This window comes from Streptomyces tirandamycinicus (assembly GCF_003097515.1).
In the GTDB taxonomy this organism is placed as follows: Bacteria; Actinomycetota; Actinomycetes; order Streptomycetales; family Streptomycetaceae; genus Streptomyces; species Streptomyces tirandamycinicus.
The window spans coordinates 5,870,120-5,886,774 of the sequence record NZ_CP029188.1 but is presented as its reverse complement, the minus strand read 5'-3'; the positions used below and the strand labels follow the sequence as shown (position 1 = coordinate 5,886,774).

The window sequence follows — 16,655 nt, the reverse complement described above, 5'->3', positions numbered from 1 at the left end:
GCCCGGGGAGACTCACCGGAACCCGGCCCCGGTCCCACGAGCCCCGCCCGGCGGCGCGAACGTCCTGTCGCGCCAGCCTCGCGCCGCCGGGCGGCAACCACCCTCGCCAACCCCCGTACGCCCGGCGTGCGCGTCCCCGGACTCACGCCCCGGCCCGCGTCCGCCCACGGCAGGGGCCCGGGAACCGTCCGCGGGCGGGGCCCTACGATGAGCCCATGACCCGTCACACCACCGGCCGCGCACGCCCCACGGGGCGTGCGCTCGCGTTGCTGGTGCTGACGGTCCTGGCGGGTGTGCTGGGCATGCACGCCCTGGCGCCCACCGGAGGCGCCGGGACGCACGCCCCGGCGCACGACGCGGTGGCCACGGCCCACGCGCCGTCCGGCCACCAGCCCTCCCACGCGGCCTCCGACCACCGGCGGCCCCCCTCCGAGCCGTCCGTGCCCGAGGCCGGTCCGGGTTGCTCGCACACGGACGGCGGTCCGAACCACCTCGACCACGCCGACGGGAACTGCGCGGCGACCGGGGTCGGCTCCTCGTACGCACCGCCCGTACCGACCGCCGGGCTCGGGGTCCCGCCCGACTTCGCGGCGCCGGACGGTACCGGTCGTACCGCTCCGGCCGGGCGAGCCCCGCCCGATCTGGCCGAGCTGCAACTCCTGCGCATATAGGGCGACCCACGCGGCGCTCCGCTCCCACCCCGGCCCGGCCCGGCCGGTGAGCGGTGCCGCGCCTCCGCACGCCCTCGTTTCCACGATCCCGCGCGCCCGGATCCCGGCCGCGCGTCAAGGAGTTGCACCAGCATGAACAGCAAGCGTTCCCCCATCCGCCAGGTCGCCGCGGCGGCGGCCGCCGGAGCGGCCGTCCTCGCTCTGGCCGCGTGCGGCGGAAACGGCGGTACGGCGGACCGCCCCGGCGGTCACGCGGCAGCGTCACCGTCCACGGCGCCCTCCTCCGCCCAGCAGCGGCACAACGCCGCCGACGTCGCCTTCGCGCAGGGCATGGTCCCCCATCACCGGCAGGCCGTGGAGATGGCGGACCTGGCCGCGTCCCGCGCCGGGTCGGCCGAGGTGAGGAAGCTCGCCGAGGACATCCGGAAGGCTCAGGACCCGGAGATCAGGACGCTCTCCGGGTGGCTGGCCTCCTGGGGCGAGGACGTTCCCGCCGAGGGCGCGGACCACTCCGCGCACGGCGCGGAAGGGATGATGGGAGCCGGGGAGATGGCCCGGCTGGAGAAGTCCTCGGGCACGGCGTTCGACACCGCCTTCATGGAGCTGATGATCCGGCACCACGAGGGCGCGGTGGCCATGGCCGAGGCCGAGCGGGCCGAGGGCGCCCACGCGCCCGCCAAGAGGATGGCGGGCGAGATCATCACCGCCCAGACCGGTGAGATCGCGCTGATGGAGAAGCTGCTCGGGAGGAACTGACCCGGTGGCGACGGGGAGGGTGCCCGGTCGGGCACCCTCCCCGTACCCCCTCCCCGTACTCACTCGGTGTACTCACTCGCCGTTCTGCCTCTGCTCCACCGGCCCTTCGGAGCATCCCCGGGGCGCCGCGCTCGGATGTTCCCGTGGCCCGTCGCGGTGCGCACGGGCGACCCGCGCCCGCTGGGCAGTCACCCCTCGCCCGGCGGCGTGTCACGCCGCGAGGGCGCCCCGGCGGCCCGTCCCCGGCTGGACTCGGCGCGCCGGGCGGAAGCGCCGCAGGCGCAGGCTGTTGCCGACGACGAAGACCGACGAGAACGCCATCGCCGCGCCCGCGATCATCGGGTTCAGCAGTCCCGCCGCGGCGAGCGGAAGAGCGGCGACGTTGTAGGCGAAGGCCCAGAAGAGGTTGCCCTTGATCGTGCCGAGTGTCCTGCGTGACAACCGGATCGCGTCCGCCGCCACCCTCAGGTCGCCGCGCACCAGGGTCAGGTCCCCCGCCTCGATGGCGGCGTCCGTACCGGTACCCATGGCCAGGCCCAGATCGGCCTGGGCGAGCGCGGCCGCGTCGTTGACGCCGTCACCGACCATCGCCACCGTCCGGCCCTCCTCCTGCAGCCGCCGCACCACGTCGACCTTGTCCTCGGGCATGACCTCGGCGATGACGCGGTCTATGCCGACCTCGGCCGCGACCGCCTCGGCGACGGCCTTGTTGTCGCCGGTCAGCAGGATCGGAGTCAGCCCGAGAGCGCGCAGTCGGCGTACCGCCTCGGCGCTCGTGGGCTTCACCGCGTCGGCGACCCCCAGGACGGCCCGCGCCCGGCCGTCCCACGCCACCGTGATCGCGGTCCGGCCCGCCGCCTCGGCGCGCGCCCTGGCCTGTTCGAGTTCGGCCGGGAGCGCGACGCCCGCGTCGGCGAGCAGCCGCTCGCGGCCGACCAGGACGGCATGGCCGTCGACGACGCCCCGCACGCCCAGGCCGGGGACGTTGACGAAGTCCTCGGGCGCCGGGAGCGCCCCGGCCCGCTCGGCCGCTCCGCTGACCACGGCCCGGGCGAGGGGGTGCTCGGAGGCACTCTCCAGGGCCCCGGCCAGCCGCAGCACCTCGATCTCGCCGGTCCCCGCGGCGGTGTGGATCCCCAGGAGCGTCATCTTCCCGGTGGTCACCGTGCCGGTCTTGTCGAGAACGATGGTGTCGGCCCTGCGGGTGCTCTCCAGAACCTCCGGCCCCTTGATCAGAATGCCGAGCTGGGCACCCCGCCCCGTACCCACCATCAGCGCGGTGGGGGTGGCCAGTCCGAGCGCGCAGGGGCAGGCGATGATCAGCACGGCGACCGCGGCCGTGAAGGCGGCCGTCCCTCCCGCTCCGCTGCCGAGCCAGAAGCCGAGCGTGCCGAGGGCCAGGACGATGACGGCAGGCACGAACACGGCGGAGATCCGGTCCGCCAGCCGCTGCACCGCGGCCTTGCCGTTCTGCGCGTCCTCGACCAGTTTCGCCATACGCGCCAGCTGGGTGTCCCCGCCGACCCGGCGGGCCTCGACGACGAGCCGTCCACCGGCGTTGAGCGTGGCCCCGGTGACGGCGTCCCCGACGGACACCTCCACGGGCACGGACTCGCCGGTCAGCATGGACACGTCCACGGCGGACGAGCCTTCGACGACGGTGCCGTCGGTGGCGATCTTCTCGCCGGGGCGTACCAGGAAGCGGTCGCCCACGGCCAGTTCCTCGACGGGGACCAGCTGCTCCGCGCCGGCGCGCAGCACGGTCACGTCCTTGGCTCCGAGTTCCATGAGGGCCTTCAGCGCCGCGCCGGCCCTGCGCTTGGAGCGAGCCTCGAAGTAGCGGCCCGCCAGGATGAACGCCGTCACTCCGGCCGCGACCTCGAGGTAGATGTTCCCGGCGCCGTCGGTCCGGGCGATGGTCAGCTCGAAGCCGTGGGTCATGCCCGGTTCTCCCGCGGAGCCCAGGAACAGGGCCCAGAGCGACCAGAGGAACGCCGCCGAGACGCCGACCGACACCAGGGTGTCCATGGTGGCCGCGCCGTGCCGGGCGTTGGTGAAGGCCGCCCGGTGGAACGGCCAGGCCGCGTACGTCACCACCGGCGCGGCCAGTGTCAGCGAGAGCCACTGCCAGTACTCGAACTGCAGGGCCGGGACCATCGCCATGGCGACCACGGGCACCGCCAGCACCGCGGCGGTGATCAGCCGCTGACGCAGCGGCCGCAGCGCCTCCTCCGGCTCGCTCTCGCCGTCGCCCCCGCCGCTGCTCCCTCCGTCGCCGGGTTCGGGCCGGGTTCGGGCCGGCGGGGGTTCGGTCGCGGTGTAGCCGGTCGCCTCGACCGTGGCGATGAGGTCGCGGACGGAGACCTCGTCCCCGTGGTAGGAGATCTTCGCCTTCTCGGTGGCGTAGTTCACCGTCGCCACCACACCGTCCATGCGGTTGAGCTTCCTCTCGACACGGGCGGCGCACGAGGCGCACGTCATCCCGCCGATCGCGAGTTCCACCTCGGCGGTGCCGTTGACCGTGGCAGTCATCCCTGCTCCAGAGCTCGTCGACGTGCGGAGCCGGACGCCGGCGGGCTCCCCTCGTCCGCGCCCGGGCCTACTCCTGCAGTATACCCCCTGGGGGTAGGGGGTACATCTGGCACCGGTACCAGAACCGGTACCGCGCGGGCGCGGCGGACGCTGCGCGGTCCGGCCGGGCCCGGCCGTCGCGGCGCGGCGGCGCGGCGGCGCGGCAGTGGCGGCGTCGCGGCGCGGCGCGCACCGCAAAGCGGTACGGCACGTCACCGTCGTACGGCAGCCCACCGCCGTACAGGGCGCCTCAACCGTCGTACGGCACGGCACCGTACGGGGCACCGCACCTCCGTACGGCACGGCACCGTCGTACGGGGCACGCACCCTCGGTGCCGACGGCGGCGCCGGGCCCCCGGACCGGCGGGATGGTCCCGAGCCCCGGCCTGGGCTCGGTCCCTGACCGGCCCGAGCTCAGCGCCTCGGCCCGGGCGCGCCACGGTCACCGTGTGCCGCCGAAGCCCTCCCCCAGGGTCAGGGTGACCAGACCCTCCGGCGCGTCGGCACTCTCGGCGACGCCGGCCCCCGGCAGCCGGGAGGCCAGGGCCCGGGCCTGCCGGGCGAGCCCGGCCGGGTGGGTGACCGTCGTCCTCGCCCCCGCTCCCGCCCCCGCCCCCGCCGTGGGAGCGGTGCCGGTTCCGGCGATGGTGAATCCGTACCTGCGCAGTGACCCGGCGACCTCCTCGGCGAGACCAGGCGTACCGGTGCCGTCGAGCACCCGTACCCGGACGGTGCCGGCGTACAGGGGGTCCTCGCCGGCGGCGGCTACGGTCTCCTCGCTGACCTCCCTGTCCCGGGCGAGCGACGTGAACAGTTCGGCGGCCTCCGGGTACTGCCAGACGACGTTCGCCGTGTCGGATGGCACGTCCATGCTGCGGGGGTAGTTGGGCACGGTCACGAACGTCAGCCGGCCGGGCGGGATCGCCTTCAGCCGGGAGGCGAGACCGTACAGGGGCTGGATCCCGGCGAGCGCCTCGTCCGTGGTGAGGGACTTCGTCGCGGACTCCAGCAGTCCGTACATCGCGCCGGGGCTGGTCAGCTTCTCCTGAGCCCGGTCGGCGAGGGCGCGCAGGAACTCCTGCTGGCGGCCGATGCGGCCGAGGTCGGAGCCATCGCCGACACCGTAGCGGGCGCGCACGTAGCCCAGGGCGTCCTCGTCCCGCACGGTCTGGCACCCGGCGGGGATGTCGAGGCGCGCCCTCTCGTCGCGAATGGCTTCCGCGGGGCACACCGTCATCCCGTCGAGGGCGTTGACCATGCCCTTGAACCCCTGGAAGTCGACCGACATGAAGTGGTCGATACGCAGCCCGGTGTTCCGCTCGACCGTCTTGACCGCGCAGGCGGCGGCCCTGGCGACCTCACCGCCGGTGCCGCCGATCGCGAACGCCTCGTTGATCTTGGCGTGGTGGGGGCCGGAGGTGGTGCCGTCGCCGCGGTCGCACGCGGGCACCTCCACCCAGGAGTCCCGGGGGAAGGAGACCACGGTCGCCCACTCCCGGTCGGCGGCGAGGTGGAGCACCATCAGCGTGTCGGAGTGCATGGTGGTGTGGCCCCTGCCGTACTCGGCGTTGGCCCCGGCCCGGGAGTCGGAACCCACCACGAGGATGTTCTTGGAACCGGGGCTCATTCTGGGAGGCCGGTCGTCGCCGATCCGGCCGTCCACGTCCGCGGAGCGGATGTTCCCCTGCAGGTCCCGGTAGGCCCAGACGCCGGCGGCCGTGACGACGGTGAGCAGCGCCGCGAGCACCGACACGGCCCTCGGCACCTTCCGGCCGTGCCGGGCCGGCCGCACCGGGCCTCGAGCCGGCCGAGCCTCCGGGGTCCGCCGGTCCGCCACCGGGTCCGGCCGGGTCCCCACCGGGTGCCGCCGCGTCTTCGCCGGATGCTGCCGCGTCTTCGCCGGGTGCTGCCCGGGCGCATCACTCACGTCGAAGTTCCTCCACTGCCCGGGTGGGTCGGCGCCCGCCCGTCGTCGGTGATCGCTCTCGGCGGGACGGCAAGGTCCAAGCACTCTACTTCCGGACAAATGGGATAGGGCCACGGCGACACCCTGGCCCCGCACGGGCTGGTGGGCCCGGATCCGGCCGTCGGCTCGTCATCGGCGCCCTCGTGGGCGTAGAGGGCGTGGGCGTCAGTGCGGGCGTGGCGTCCCCGTGGGCGTGGGCTCGGGCGTCACCGTCCGCATGGGCGTCGCCGTCAGCGTGGGCGGCGGCGTCGTCAGCGGCGTCAGCGGCGGCGGTTCCGACGCAGGCGCGCGACCTGCGGAAGCCCGACGGCGGTACGGGCCGGCGTTCCCGGCCCCACCCCGCCCGGAGGGCGGCCCTCCCTGCCGGGCGCGGCAGCGTGGAGGCGCTGGCATCAAGAAGTCGTCAAGATTGCCGCAACACGGCAATGACATACGCGCGTCGTGAAGGGGACGATAGGGCCCTCGGGGTGATCAGAGGTCAGGGGGCGTGCTGGTATGGGTCTGTTTCTCGGTCTCGGCATCGTGGGCATCGTCCTGCTGGCACTCTCGCTGGTCCTCGACGGGGTACTGGAGGGTGTCCTCGACGGCGTGCTGGACGGCGTGTTCGACGGCTGGCTGTCGCTGCCGGTGATCGCGGGATTCGTCTCGATGCTGGGCTTCACCGGCGCGATCGTGCTGGGCACCACGGGCCTGGGAGCGACCGCCGCGACGGTGGCGGGCGTGCTCGCCGGGCTGCTCGCGGCCCGGCTGACCTGGTGGCTGAGCAGCACGCTGATGCGGGACCGGACCGCGGCCGCTCCGCAGGGGGGAGACCTCCTCGGTACCGGAGGGTCCGTGGTGACGGCCATCCCGGCCGACGGCTACGGCGAAGTGATGCTGCGGGTGGCCAGCCAGCCGGTGAAGTTCGCCGCCAAGTCCGCCACGCCCGTCGAGCGGGGCGCGGAGATCTGGGTGGAGGCCGCCCTGTCGGCCACCTCCGTCCTCGTCCGCCCCGTTGAGCGCTGAAACGGTTCACCTCGGCGCCGTTCCATTCGATCCACTTGATCTGCCGCCCCCAGGGAGGCAGGGGGGAGCACCATGAATCCAGTCGTCATCGCCGTGGTGGGAGTCGTCGTACTCCTCGTCCTGCTGGCCCTGGTCGTCGTCACGCGATACAAGGTCGCAGGCCCCAGTGAGGCGTTCATCATCACCGGCCGGCGCGGGAAGAAGGCGACCGATCCCGAGACCGGGCGGGTCTTCACCGACAACAGCGGCCAGAAGGTCGTCGTCGGCGGCGGCGTGTTCGTCGTGCCGTTCGTGCAGCAGCGGTTCACGCTGGACCTCTCCAGCCGGCACATCCCCGTGGCCGTACGGGGAGCCGTCACTCTGCGCGGCATCAAGGCCAACCTCGAGGGCGTCGCGATCGTCAAGGTGGGCGGTACCGAGGACTCCATCCGGGCGGCTGCCCAGCGCTTCCTCGTCCAGCAGAACGGGATCGTCGGCTTCACCCAGGAGGTGCTCTCCGGCGCGCTGCGCTCCATCGTCGGCCGGATGTCGGTGGAGGACATCATCCGGGACCGGGCCGCGTTCGCCGGGCAGGTCGCCGAGGAGGCCGAGGCCAGCCTCTCCGGCCAGGGCCTCGTACTGGACGCCTTCCAGATCCAGGACATCACCACCGAGGGCTCCTATCTCGAGGACCTCGGGCGCCCGGAGGCGGCGCGGGCGAAGCAGGAGGCGGACATCGCCGAGGCGGTGGCCCGGCGGGCGTCGGAGCAGGCGCGGCTGAAGGCCGAGGAGGAAATCGCCGTCGCGCAGCGGACGTTCGCCCTCAAGCAGGCCGAGATCAAGGCGGAGACGGACGAGGCCGCCGCCAAGGCCGCTGCCGCGGGGCCGCTCGCCGAGGCCGACCGGGAGCAGGAGATCCTCAGCCAGCAGGAGAAGGTCGCGGAGCGCCGGGCTGCCCTGACCGACAGGGAGCTCGACACACAGGTCCGCAAGCCGGCCGACGCGGCCCGCTACCAGGCCGAGCAGGAGGCCGAGGCACGTCGTGTCGCCCTGGTGAAGCAGGCCGAGGCCGACGCCCAGCGGGCCCGCCTGACCGGTGAGGGCGAGAAGGCGCACCGTGCGGCGCTCGCCGACGCGGTCCGCATCGAGGGCGAGGCGGAGGCCGCCGCCATCGCCGCCAAGGGGGCGGCCGAGGCCGACGCCATGCAGAAGAAGGCGGACGCCTTCGAGCGGTACGGCGACGCCGCGGTCCTGCAGATGCTCGTGGAGGTGCTGCCGCAGGTGGTCGGCAAGGCCGCCGAACCGCTCGGCGCGATCGACAAGATGACCGTCATCTCCACCGACGGCGCCGGAAAGCTGCCGCGGGCCGTCGCGGACAACGTGGCCCAGGGCCTGGAGCTGCTGGGGTCCACGACCGGTGTCGACCTCGCCGAGATGCTGCGGGGCATCACGCAGAAGGGCACGAAGCAGCAGACGACCGGCAGGACCGCGGAGAACGGGGCGGTCGAGATCACCGGCTAGCGGGGGCACTCACCGCCGGGCGGGCCCGGGAGAACCGGGGGGGCCGGGACAACCGGGGAGAACCGGGAGATCCGCGAGAACCGGGAGGGGGCCGGGGAGCATCGTGCTCCCCGGCCCCCTCCCGCACGGCGGTCCTGGCTCTGCGATCGCGGCACGCCGCAGGGTGGGCCCAGGGGGGAACCCGGCCCGGCGGGATCACGGACGCCGGGCACATCGGCGGCGGCGAGTTCCCCGAAGCATCAGGACATTCTCCTGGCGAGCCGACGTCGGGTTCGCCGTGCCCTGGTCACCGCGTGGCCTCGGCCACCGCCCGGCCGGGGAGGAGGTCGAGGAGCTGTCGTGTGTGGCCGGGCAGCTCCGCCTCCGCCAGCCCGGTGACGATGTCGCGCAGCGGCATGGGCTGATCTGCCAGGAGGGTGCCGTTGGACAGGAGCCGGACGGGTGCCGGGGTACTGAGCTCGGCGTCGCTGAGCGCCGCACCTCCGGCGAGCGCGCACAGGGCGGCCGCCTGGCCGCCGATGCGGTCCCGGAGCCCGGCGTTGCCGCCGGCGTGTTCGATGGTTCGCTCGATGGTCCAGGCGTCGAGGGCGATCCGGTTGTCGTACGTCGTGTGGGCCCCCGCCGCGACACTCGCGACGGCGGCGATCGTGGCGGCGCTGACGAGAGAGACGTGCGCAAGGATCTGGTCGGCGTTCCACTCGCCGTGCGGCGGGGCGGGGCCGGGGCTGTCGGCGTCGGCGTCGGCGTCGGCGTCGGTCACAGTGGCAGCGGCCACGGTGGCGGCGGCGGCCACGGTGGCGGCGGCGTCGAGCAGTGCCTGGTAGGCGTTCTGGAGCGGGGTCGCGTCCAGCATGTCCTGCACCTCTCTGTGCGGGCGGGGATCGTGCGCGAGGAACACCAGCGGCGCGAAGGAGCACCTCAGGTGTGGGCGGGGGACATCTCCCAGGGCGCCTGCGGCAGGACCTCGCCGGTCTCCAGCATCGACTTGAGGTTCGCCAGCACGGCCGGCCAGCCGGCCGAAATGCCGCCCAGCATCTCCCGGTTGGGGAGTTTCTCGTGGGTCACGGTGAGACGGACGATGTCCTGATGCGGTTCGACGAGGAAGGTGACGACCGACGGCTCCCTCGGCGCCCCGCTGTCGGGGGCGTCGTCAAAGGTGATGACCAGACGGTTCGGGGGCTCGGACTCCAGGACACGGCCCACCACGTCGATCCGGCCCGATCCGTCGGTTCGCCGGTGTTCCCAGGCTGAGCCCGGCTGCCAGTCGGAGACGTTGGCGTGTCCCCAGTAGCGCGCTGTCAGGTCGGCGTCGGTCAGGGCGTGCCACACCTGCTCCGCACCGGCGCGGATGTAGGTGACGTATACGTAGTCCGGCACCGGTGTGGGTGCGTTGCTCATGGTGTACTCCTCTGCCTGGCGCTTGATGGCGCTGATCGCTTGCAGGCGGGGTTTGTCGAAGCCGGAGATCCAGCGCTCCTCGATCTCGTGGATCGGGGCCGGGTTGAGGTAGTGCAGCCGCTCCCGGCCGCGCCGTACCACGGTGACGAGGTCGGCCCGCACGAGCACGTCCAGGTGCTGCGTCGCCGATTGGCGGGCCATGTCGAGGCGCTCGCAGAGTTCGCGGAGCGTCTGCCCGTTGTGCTCGCGCAGCCGGTCGAGCAGGAGCCGCCGGGTGGGATCGGCCAGCGCCTTGAACACCGAGTCCATCGCCGTTGCTTCGAGGCTCACGGCTACATTATGCAGGCATTCACCTGCCTATCGTCAAGTGGGGGCCCGCCGTGCGAGCCGAACGCAGCGATGAGGCCGGGCGGGCGCGTCATCGCCACCGCGCACATCGGCGACGACGAGGCGGGGCGCACCCGAGTCCTGCGCGGTGTGCGGTGCCGCCCGCGAACGCGACGTTCACCCGGCGGGCGGGTGGCGGTCCACGACCACCGCGACGAGGGCGCCGGCGAGGACCGCCCACGCCACCGCACCGGGGCCGGCGTGCTGCCGGCCCACGAGACCGAGCACGACCGCCGTCACCGCCCCCGCGGTCATGGCCCGGGGGTTGGAGACGAACGCCCACCGGGCACGGGCGCTTCCCGGGTCCCGCAGCTCCGCCAGGGCGGCCCTGATCACGAGTACCGCGGCCACGATGGCGACGGTCAGCAGCGAGGCGGTGCCGTCCACACGGTTCCTCCCTCACATCCGTCGATGACGTGGAAGGCCAACGTGCGACCGGGCGCCGCGGGTTCCCGCACCCGTGTCGCCGCCCGCCGAGCCGTCGGTATCCGCATCGCCGCCCCGCCGCCGTCACCGGTCTCGGGCACTGCGCGGGCCGCGGACCGTTGCCCGCGGAGGCCGTGGACGGCAGGCGGAGCGGGCGCCTCCTACCGCATCCGGTGCTCCAGCAGTTCCGCCAGACCGCGGCGGGTGGCGGCGACGACCACCCGGTCGCCGGGGCGCAGCAGATGTCCGGGGTGGAGGTCGAAGAGCAGACCGCTGGTGTGGTCCGCCCCGTCGTCCGGCGGGGCTGCGGACAGGTCCGGGCGCCGGTCGCCCGGTGCCGTCATGTCGAGGGCGAGCACCCGCCACATGCCCGGACGGAGCGCTTCGGCGATGGTGTGGCCCTCCAGCTGCGGCAGTTCGGCCACTTCGAGCGCGGCGAAGAGCAGTACCCTCCGCTCGACGGAGATCGCCCCGAGCACCTGGCGGCCCATCATGGCGCCGGCGAAGGCGGGTGCGGAGAGCGATGTCACGCTCCTGCTGCGGGTGAGCGCCCCGGGGTGCGCGGCACGCAGCGTCCGGTAGACGGCGGTGGCGAAGTCGTCGTCGTAGAGCCGGAGCGCCACCCGGAGGCCGGAGGCGATCGAGCGGGCGTGCAGGGCGGCTTCGAGGTTGGTGGTGTCGGAGCTGGTGAGGGCGAGCAGGGCGTGGGCCCGGTGGATCCGGGCCGCCTCGAGCACCCCTTCCTGGGTGACGTCCCCGATGATCACGGGGACGCGCAGCCGGCGGGCGAGTGCCACTCCCCGCGCCTCGGGGTCGTTCTCGACGCAGACGACGGGGGTGCCGATCTCGCGCAGCCGGCCGAGGACGCGGGTTCCGATCTTGCCCAGGCCCAGCAGGACGACGTGTCCGGCCAGACCCCGTGGCGGCCGGCGCAGGGTGGTCGCGGAGCGGAAGGAGCTGAGCGCTTCCAGTACGGCGGCGACGAGCAGGGGCAGCAGCAGCAGTCCCACCAGGCCGGTGAGCAACTGCAGGATCTGGCGGTCGGTCTCCCCGTCGACCGCGGGGTCGTTGATGGCGAAGAGGTCGAGCAGCGTGATGTAGGCGGCGTGGAGAGGGTGTCCGCCCGCCGTGAGCCAGCTCGCGACGGCCAGGGCGGCCACGGCCGCGCCCACACCCGCGAACGACCAGCGCACACGGCGCGAGAAGAGCTCCCGGAAGGGCAGCGCGGGGCCGCTCAGGCGACTGCCGGGCCCTTCCTCCGGTCCGGTGACGGCTTCGAGCACGATCCGTCCCCTGCGGGACGCGGCGGCGACGGCCCGGTCGTCCGGCAGCAGGAGCGGTCCCGCCAGGCCGCTTCCCTCCGAACCCTCCACGCCACCGGGGTCGCTGCTGGTGGAGGACAGCAGCGCCAGGGTGCACAGGCCCGGATGCGCGACCCCGCCGGGGCCCGGCGGGGGCCGCTCGGCAGCGCGCAGGAGCATCCCGTCCGCCTGGACGATCTTGCTGGTGCCGGTGACGGCGGTGGCGGCGAGCGCGGGGGCGGCGGTGTCGGCGTCCGACAGCACGGTCGTCGAGGAGTCGATGTCGTCCGCGGCCATCCCGGGGACGGCGAGGACCGCCGCCTGGTCGAGCAGTTCCTCGAGATGCTGGCCGAGCTTGCGGTTGTAGAGGCGGATGACCAGGCGCAGGCGGGGGTTCAGCCGGCGGGCGGTGAGTGCGGCGCGGATGTTGGTCTCGTCGTTCTCGTGCACCAGCGCAAGGGCCTGGGCGGTCTCCACCCCCGCTGCCCGGAGCGCGTCGTCGTCGGGGTCGTCGGTCTCCAGGACGGGCATCTCGTACGGCCGTCCGCCGCCGCCGTCGGCGGCCGTGCGGTGCCCTCCCGTACGGGCGATGCCGGCCGACACCCGGCCGAGGAGGGCGAGGGCCCGGCCTCCCGAGGGAGCGCCCGCGTCCGCGGGAAGGCCCGGGGACGAGCGGCTCGGCGGTACGAGGAGCGTGACCTGCTGCCGGTAGACGTCGCGGAGTTCGGCGGCGAGCCGGTGGGCGAGGGCGTCGTCGCCGCTGACGAGCATATGGCCGGTGGCGGACCGTACTTGCCGAGGTATGGGGTGCACCTGCCATACATTGCCGTGTCCCGCGCACGCGGCGCACCTCAACTCGCCCCCGGGCGGCGTCAGTCGGCTCTCGGCGGACTCCCCGGTGCGGCCACCGCCGCTCTGCGGAGCTCGGGGGCGGCCACGGCCGATCGGCGGAGCCCGGACGCGGCGGCTCGGCGGAGCCCGCGCGCGGCGGCTCGGCGGACCGTACCGGCGCCCGGCGGCCCCTTGCGACCGCCCCGGCGGCCCCGAACGGCCGCTCGGCGCCCCGCAGCCCGGCAGGCCCGGCAGGGTCAGTGGGCTCCCCGGCCCACCCACCCGTGCGGCTCGGCCCACCCGTCCGGCGGCTCGGCGGACCCGTACCGGCGCCCGGCGCACCCGCAGCGTGCACGCACGCACACGGCGGGATCGGCGGCTCGGCGCGGCGCCGGCGAGTGGACCGGTCCGGCGGGGACGTCGCCGGGCGGCCCGGCACGGCACGGCTCGTGGGCGACCTGGCGGGTACGCCGGGGCCTCGGGCCCGTTGCGCGACGGCGGACGCACCGCGCGCCGGTCACGCGCCGAAGCGTTCGCCGGGTACGGCCCGGCGCGGTGCGCCGCACCGGGCAGCCGGCTGCGCCCCGGTGTCCACCGCCGGATGCCCGCCGGAGAACCGCTGGAGAACCGCTGGATGACCGCCGGATGACGGCACCGCCCGGATGAGGGCATCGCCCGGATGAGGGCATCGCCCGGCGGGTGGTCCGCCCGCCGGGCGGGCCACCTCTCGCGGCGCGGCGTGCCGGAGAGCCGCGTCAGGCCCTCAGCGGCACGATCGCGGTCGGCGCGTGGCCCGGCTCGGTCGCGACCTCCTCGAACTCGGTGACGTCGCTGATGTCCGCGGTCCGGCTCATCGCGATGTTGGTGACCCGCTCCAGGATCGCCTCGACGACGACCGGCACCCGGTGCTCGGCGGCGAGCTTGCGGGCCTGGTCGAAGGCCGCACCCAGTTCACCCGGGTCGGTGACGCGGATCGCCTTGCACCCCAGGCCCTCGGCGACCTTGACGTGGTCGACGCCGTAGACGCCCAGCTCCGGGGAGTTGATGTTCTCGAACTCCAGGTTGACCTGGAAGTCGATGTCCAGGCCGAGCTGCGCCTGGCGGATCAGGCCCAGGTAGGAGTTGTTGACGAGGACGTGGACGTACGGGATCCGGTGCTGCGCGCCGACCGCCAGTTCCTCGATCAGGAACTGGAAGTCGTAGTCGCCGGAGAGGGCGACCACCGGGGTGTCCGGATCGGCCGTGGCCGCGCCCAGCGCCGCCGGGATGGTCCAGCCGAGCGGGCCCGCCTGGCCGCAGTTGATCCAGTGGCGCGGCCGGTAGACGTGCAGCATCTGCGCACCGGCGATCTGGGAGAGGCCGATGGTGGTGACGTAGCGCGTCTCCGGGCCGAAGGCCTTGTTCATCTCCTCGTAGACGCGCTGCGGCTTGATGGGGATGTCGTCGAAGTGCGTACGGCGCTGCAGGGTGGCCTTGCGCTCCTGCGTGGAGGCGGCCCACGCGGAGCGGTCGGGCAGCCTTCCGGCCGCCTTCAGCTCCTTGGCGACCTCGACGAAGAGCTCCAGCGCGGCCCGGGCGTCCGAGGTGATGCCGTAGTCGGGGGCGAAGATCTTGCCGATCTGGGTGGGCTCGATGTCGACGTGGACGAACTTCCGGCCGCGGGTGTAGACGTCCAGCTTGTAGCCGGTGTGGCGGTTGGCCCAGCGGTTGCCGATGCCGAGGACGAAGTCGGACTCCAGGAAGGTGGCGTTGCCGTAGCGGTGGGAGGTCTGGAGGCCGACCATGCCGGCGTTGAGTTCGTGGTCGTCCGGGATGGTGCCCCAGCCCATCAGGGTCGGGATGACGGGGGTGCCGGTGATCTCGGCGAACTCGACCAGCAGGTCGGAGGCGTCGGCGTTGATGACGCCCCCGCCGGCGACGATCAGCGGGCGCTCGGCCTCCAGCAGGAAGGCGAGCGCCTTCTCGATCTGGGCGCGGGTCGCGGCGGGCTTCCATGCCTGCAGCGGCTCGTACGTCTCGGGGTCGAACTCGATCTCGGTGAGCTGGACGTCGATCGGCAGGTCGATCAGGACCGGGCCGGGGCGGCCCGAGCGCATCAGGTGGAACGCCTGCTGGAAGACGCCGGGGACCTGCGCGGCCTCCAGCACCGTCGTGGCGGCCTTGGTGACCGGCTTGGCGATCGACGCGATGTCGACGGCCTGGAAGTCCTCCTTGTGGATCACGTTCGTCGGCGCCTGTCCGGTGATGCACAGGATCGGAATCGAGTCACCGATGGCGGAGTACAGCCCGGTGATCATGTCGGTGCCGGCAGGACCCGACGTGCCGATGCAGACACCGATGTTGCCCGGGTCGGCGCGGGTGTAGCCCTCGGCCATGTGCGAGGCGCCCTCCACGTGGCGGGCCAGGGTGTGGTCGATGCCGCCGCCCTCCTTGAGGGCCTTGTAGAAGGGGTTGATCGCCGCGCCCGGCACACCGAATGCGTGGCTGACGCCTTCACGCTTGAGGATCTCAACAGCCGCTCGGGCGGCGGTCATACGGGGCATGGAGTGCTCCTGCTTCGGCCTGGCGGATCGGGCTCTGTCGCGCCACCTGAGAGCGTCGATTCCGTGCTGGTTCCCTGATCGTCTTCCGCAGCCTCACTTGCTTTTCCGTATTGCGGAAGATGTTTTCTACTATTCGGAAGCAATGTAGGCGGCGTGCCGGAGGGCGTCAAGGGAAGGACGGCCGCCGATGGCCGAACTCCCTCCCCCAGGTGCCGCGGTTGGTGGACGATGGACCGGAGGCGTACCCGGAAGCGCCGAAGGGGGACGGACATGGGAGATCACGTACCGGTGCGCTGTCCGGTGTGCCGCCGCTCGCACACCTTCGCGTCCCCCGTCTATCCCTGCGCCTGCGGCGCACCGCTCGCCCCGCCCCTGCTGCAGGGGGCTCCCGCCGAACCGATCCGCCACCGCACCTGGACCGACGACTGGGTCACCGTGCGCTGCCCGGCGTGCGGACGGCAGGACCAGTGGCCGCAGCCGGAGCTCGGCTGCCCCTGCGGCACGGTGCTGCGGATCCCGGTGCGGCCGGTGACCGCGATGCCGGAGACGTCGGCCGGCGCGGCGGCGGCGCAGCGGGCCACCGCCGCCGCCTCGGGCGCCGACGGCCCCCTCGCGGCCTCGGGGACCGGCGCGGCAGGCGGGCCCGGCCACCCCGGTCCGGCCGCTTTCGGCCGACAACAGGAGGCGGGCCCGGCGGATCCGGGCGCCACGCCTGCGGATGCGCCGATGCCGACGGGCCCCGACGGGCCCGCGGAGGCCCCGCTGCCGTCCGGCTCCGGCGGGACGGCGGAGGACTGCCCCTTCGCCGCGCCACCGCCTCCGGCCTACCGCCCCGCCTTCCGCCCGGTCCCGATCCGCACGGCACGCGACGCGGTGACCGCCGCGGCACGGTATCTGCGCTGGCTGGGCTTCCAGGAGGTCGTCCAGCCCGAGGAACGGACCGCGTCCGGGATCGATCTGCGCGCCCCGGGCCTGGTCGCCCAGGTGGACCCGACCACCCGGCCCGTCACCCTGCGCGCCGTGGAGTGCCTCTGGCTGAGCGGACTGAACTCCTCCGCCCGGAGCGTCGTCTTCTCGCTCGCCGGCTACTCCGCGGACGCCCGGGTGCGGGCCGACGGCCTCGGGGTCCCGCTGTTCGTCATGGACCTCACGGGCGCCGCCGAGCCGGTGAACGGCCCGGCGAAGGACCTGGCCTCCAGCGGCGCCTGACCCGGCTGGACACCACCCGGTGACGCCGGGGACCGGACCCGGTGGGGAACCGCACCGAGCGATCTGGAACCGACGGGGCCGCCTCCGGCCG

General features: G+C 73.9%; 12 protein-coding genes. 5 read left to right on the top strand and 7 right to left on the bottom strand.

The features are described from left to right. Positions 1 to 215 precede the first annotated feature (215 nt). Both DDW44_RS25660 and DDW44_RS25655 read left to right on the top strand, forming a co-directional pair. Entirely contained in the window at positions 216 to 671 is a 456-nt protein-coding gene (locus DDW44_RS25660; protein ID WP_108907914.1) for a DUF6153 family protein, read from the top strand. 132 nt (positions 672 to 803) lie between these two features. Then, positions 804 to 1,427: a DUF305 domain-containing protein gene (locus DDW44_RS25655; protein ID WP_108907913.1), complete on the top strand. Its 624-nt coding sequence runs from the start codon at positions 804 to 806 to the stop codon at positions 1,425 to 1,427. Between the two features lie 210 nt (positions 1,428 to 1,637). On the opposite strand, the gene DDW44_RS25650 is transcribed toward DDW44_RS25655, so the two are convergent. Together DDW44_RS25650 and DDW44_RS25645 are read right to left on the bottom strand one after the other, a co-directional pair. Further along, complete coding sequence (locus DDW44_RS25650) at positions 1,638 to 3,959, bottom strand: heavy metal translocating P-type ATPase (protein ID WP_108907912.1); 2,322 nt, start codon at positions 3,957 to 3,959, stop codon at positions 1,638 to 1,640. Between the two features lie 481 nt (positions 3,960 to 4,440). After that, positions 4,441 to 5,835: an LCP family protein gene (locus DDW44_RS25645; protein WP_483027316.1), complete on the bottom strand. Its 1,395-nt coding sequence runs from the start codon at positions 5,833 to 5,835 to the stop codon at positions 4,441 to 4,443. Positions 5,836 to 6,459: 624 nt separating this feature from the next. Between DDW44_RS25645 and DDW44_RS25640 the strand changes: the two genes are divergently transcribed. Then, a complete protein-coding gene (locus DDW44_RS25640; RefSeq protein WP_108907911.1) occupies positions 6,460 to 6,969 on the top strand; it encodes a hypothetical protein in 510 nt (169 codons plus the stop codon). A 72-nt stretch (positions 6,970 to 7,041) separates the two neighbouring features. Next, complete coding sequence (locus DDW44_RS25635) at positions 7,042 to 8,469, top strand: flotillin family protein (RefSeq protein ID WP_108907910.1); 1,428 nt, start codon at positions 7,042 to 7,044, stop codon at positions 8,467 to 8,469. 286 nt (positions 8,470 to 8,755) lie between these two features. Here DDW44_RS25635 and DDW44_RS25630 read toward each other — a convergent pair whose 3' ends face one another. The 5 genes from DDW44_RS25630 to gcl form a co-directional block, all read right to left on the bottom strand. Beyond that, positions 8,756 to 9,322, bottom strand: coding sequence for a hypothetical protein (locus DDW44_RS25630; RefSeq protein WP_108908946.1), 567 nt, complete (start codon positions 9,320 to 9,322; stop codon positions 8,756 to 8,758). Between the two features lie 65 nt (positions 9,323 to 9,387). Beyond that, the gene (locus DDW44_RS25625) at positions 9,388 to 10,176 is read right to left on the bottom strand and encodes an ArsR/SmtB family transcription factor (RefSeq protein WP_108907909.1); all 789 of its coding nucleotides are present in this window, start codon (positions 10,174 to 10,176) and stop codon (positions 9,388 to 9,390) included. A 195-nt stretch (positions 10,177 to 10,371) separates the two neighbouring features. Next, positions 10,372 to 10,641: a hypothetical protein gene (locus DDW44_RS25620; RefSeq protein WP_017944530.1), complete on the bottom strand. Its 270-nt coding sequence runs from the start codon at positions 10,639 to 10,641 to the stop codon at positions 10,372 to 10,374. Between the two features lie 200 nt (positions 10,642 to 10,841). Next, positions 10,842 to 12,752 (bottom strand): NAD-binding protein, encoded by a 1,911-nt coding sequence (locus DDW44_RS25615; protein ID WP_108907908.1) that lies wholly within the window; start codon positions 12,750 to 12,752, stop codon positions 10,842 to 10,844. An 815-nt stretch (positions 12,753 to 13,567) separates the two neighbouring features. Beyond that, on the bottom strand, positions 13,568 to 15,355 hold the full coding sequence (gcl, locus tag DDW44_RS25610) for a glyoxylate carboligase (RefSeq protein WP_026164759.1): 1,788 nt from the start codon (positions 15,353 to 15,355) through the stop codon (positions 13,568 to 13,570). A gap of 300 nt (positions 15,356 to 15,655) precedes the next feature. On the opposite strand from gcl, the gene DDW44_RS25605 reads away from it, so the two are divergent. Then, positions 15,656 to 16,564 (top strand): hypothetical protein, encoded by a 909-nt coding sequence (locus DDW44_RS25605; RefSeq protein ID WP_108907907.1) that lies wholly within the window; start codon positions 15,656 to 15,658, stop codon positions 16,562 to 16,564. Positions 16,565 to 16,655: the final 91 nt, after the last annotated feature.

Excerpts from the sequence above, each read along its gene's own strand:
- DDW44_RS25640 (WP_108907911.1), top strand. The coding sequence starts at position 6,460 with ATGGGTCTGTTTCTCGGTCTCGGCATCGTGGGCATCGTCCTGCTGGCA.
- DDW44_RS25625 (WP_108907909.1), bottom strand. The coding sequence starts at position 10,176 with ATGGACTCGGTGTTCAAGGCGCTGGCCGATCCCACCCGGCGGCTCCTG.
- DDW44_RS25615 (WP_108907908.1), bottom strand. The coding sequence starts at position 12,752 with ATGCTCGTCAGCGGCGACGACGCCCTCGCCCACCGGCTCGCCGCCGAA.
- DDW44_RS25655 (WP_108907913.1), top strand. The coding sequence starts at position 804 with ATGAACAGCAAGCGTTCCCCCATCCGCCAGGTCGCCGCGGCGGCGGCC.
- DDW44_RS25630 (WP_108908946.1), bottom strand. The coding sequence starts at position 9,322 with ATGCTGGACGCGACCCCGCTCCAGAACGCCTACCAGGCACTGCTCGAC.
- DDW44_RS25650 (WP_108907912.1), bottom strand. The coding sequence starts at position 3,959 with ATGACTGCCACGGTCAACGGCACCGCCGAGGTGGAACTCGCGATCGGC.
- DDW44_RS25660 (WP_108907914.1), top strand. The coding sequence starts at position 216 with ATGACCCGTCACACCACCGGCCGCGCACGCCCCACGGGGCGTGCGCTC.
- DDW44_RS25635 (WP_108907910.1), top strand. The coding sequence starts at position 7,042 with ATGAATCCAGTCGTCATCGCCGTGGTGGGAGTCGTCGTACTCCTCGTC.
- gcl (WP_026164759.1), bottom strand. The coding sequence starts at position 15,355 with ATGCCCCGTATGACCGCCGCCCGAGCGGCTGTTGAGATCCTCAAGCGT.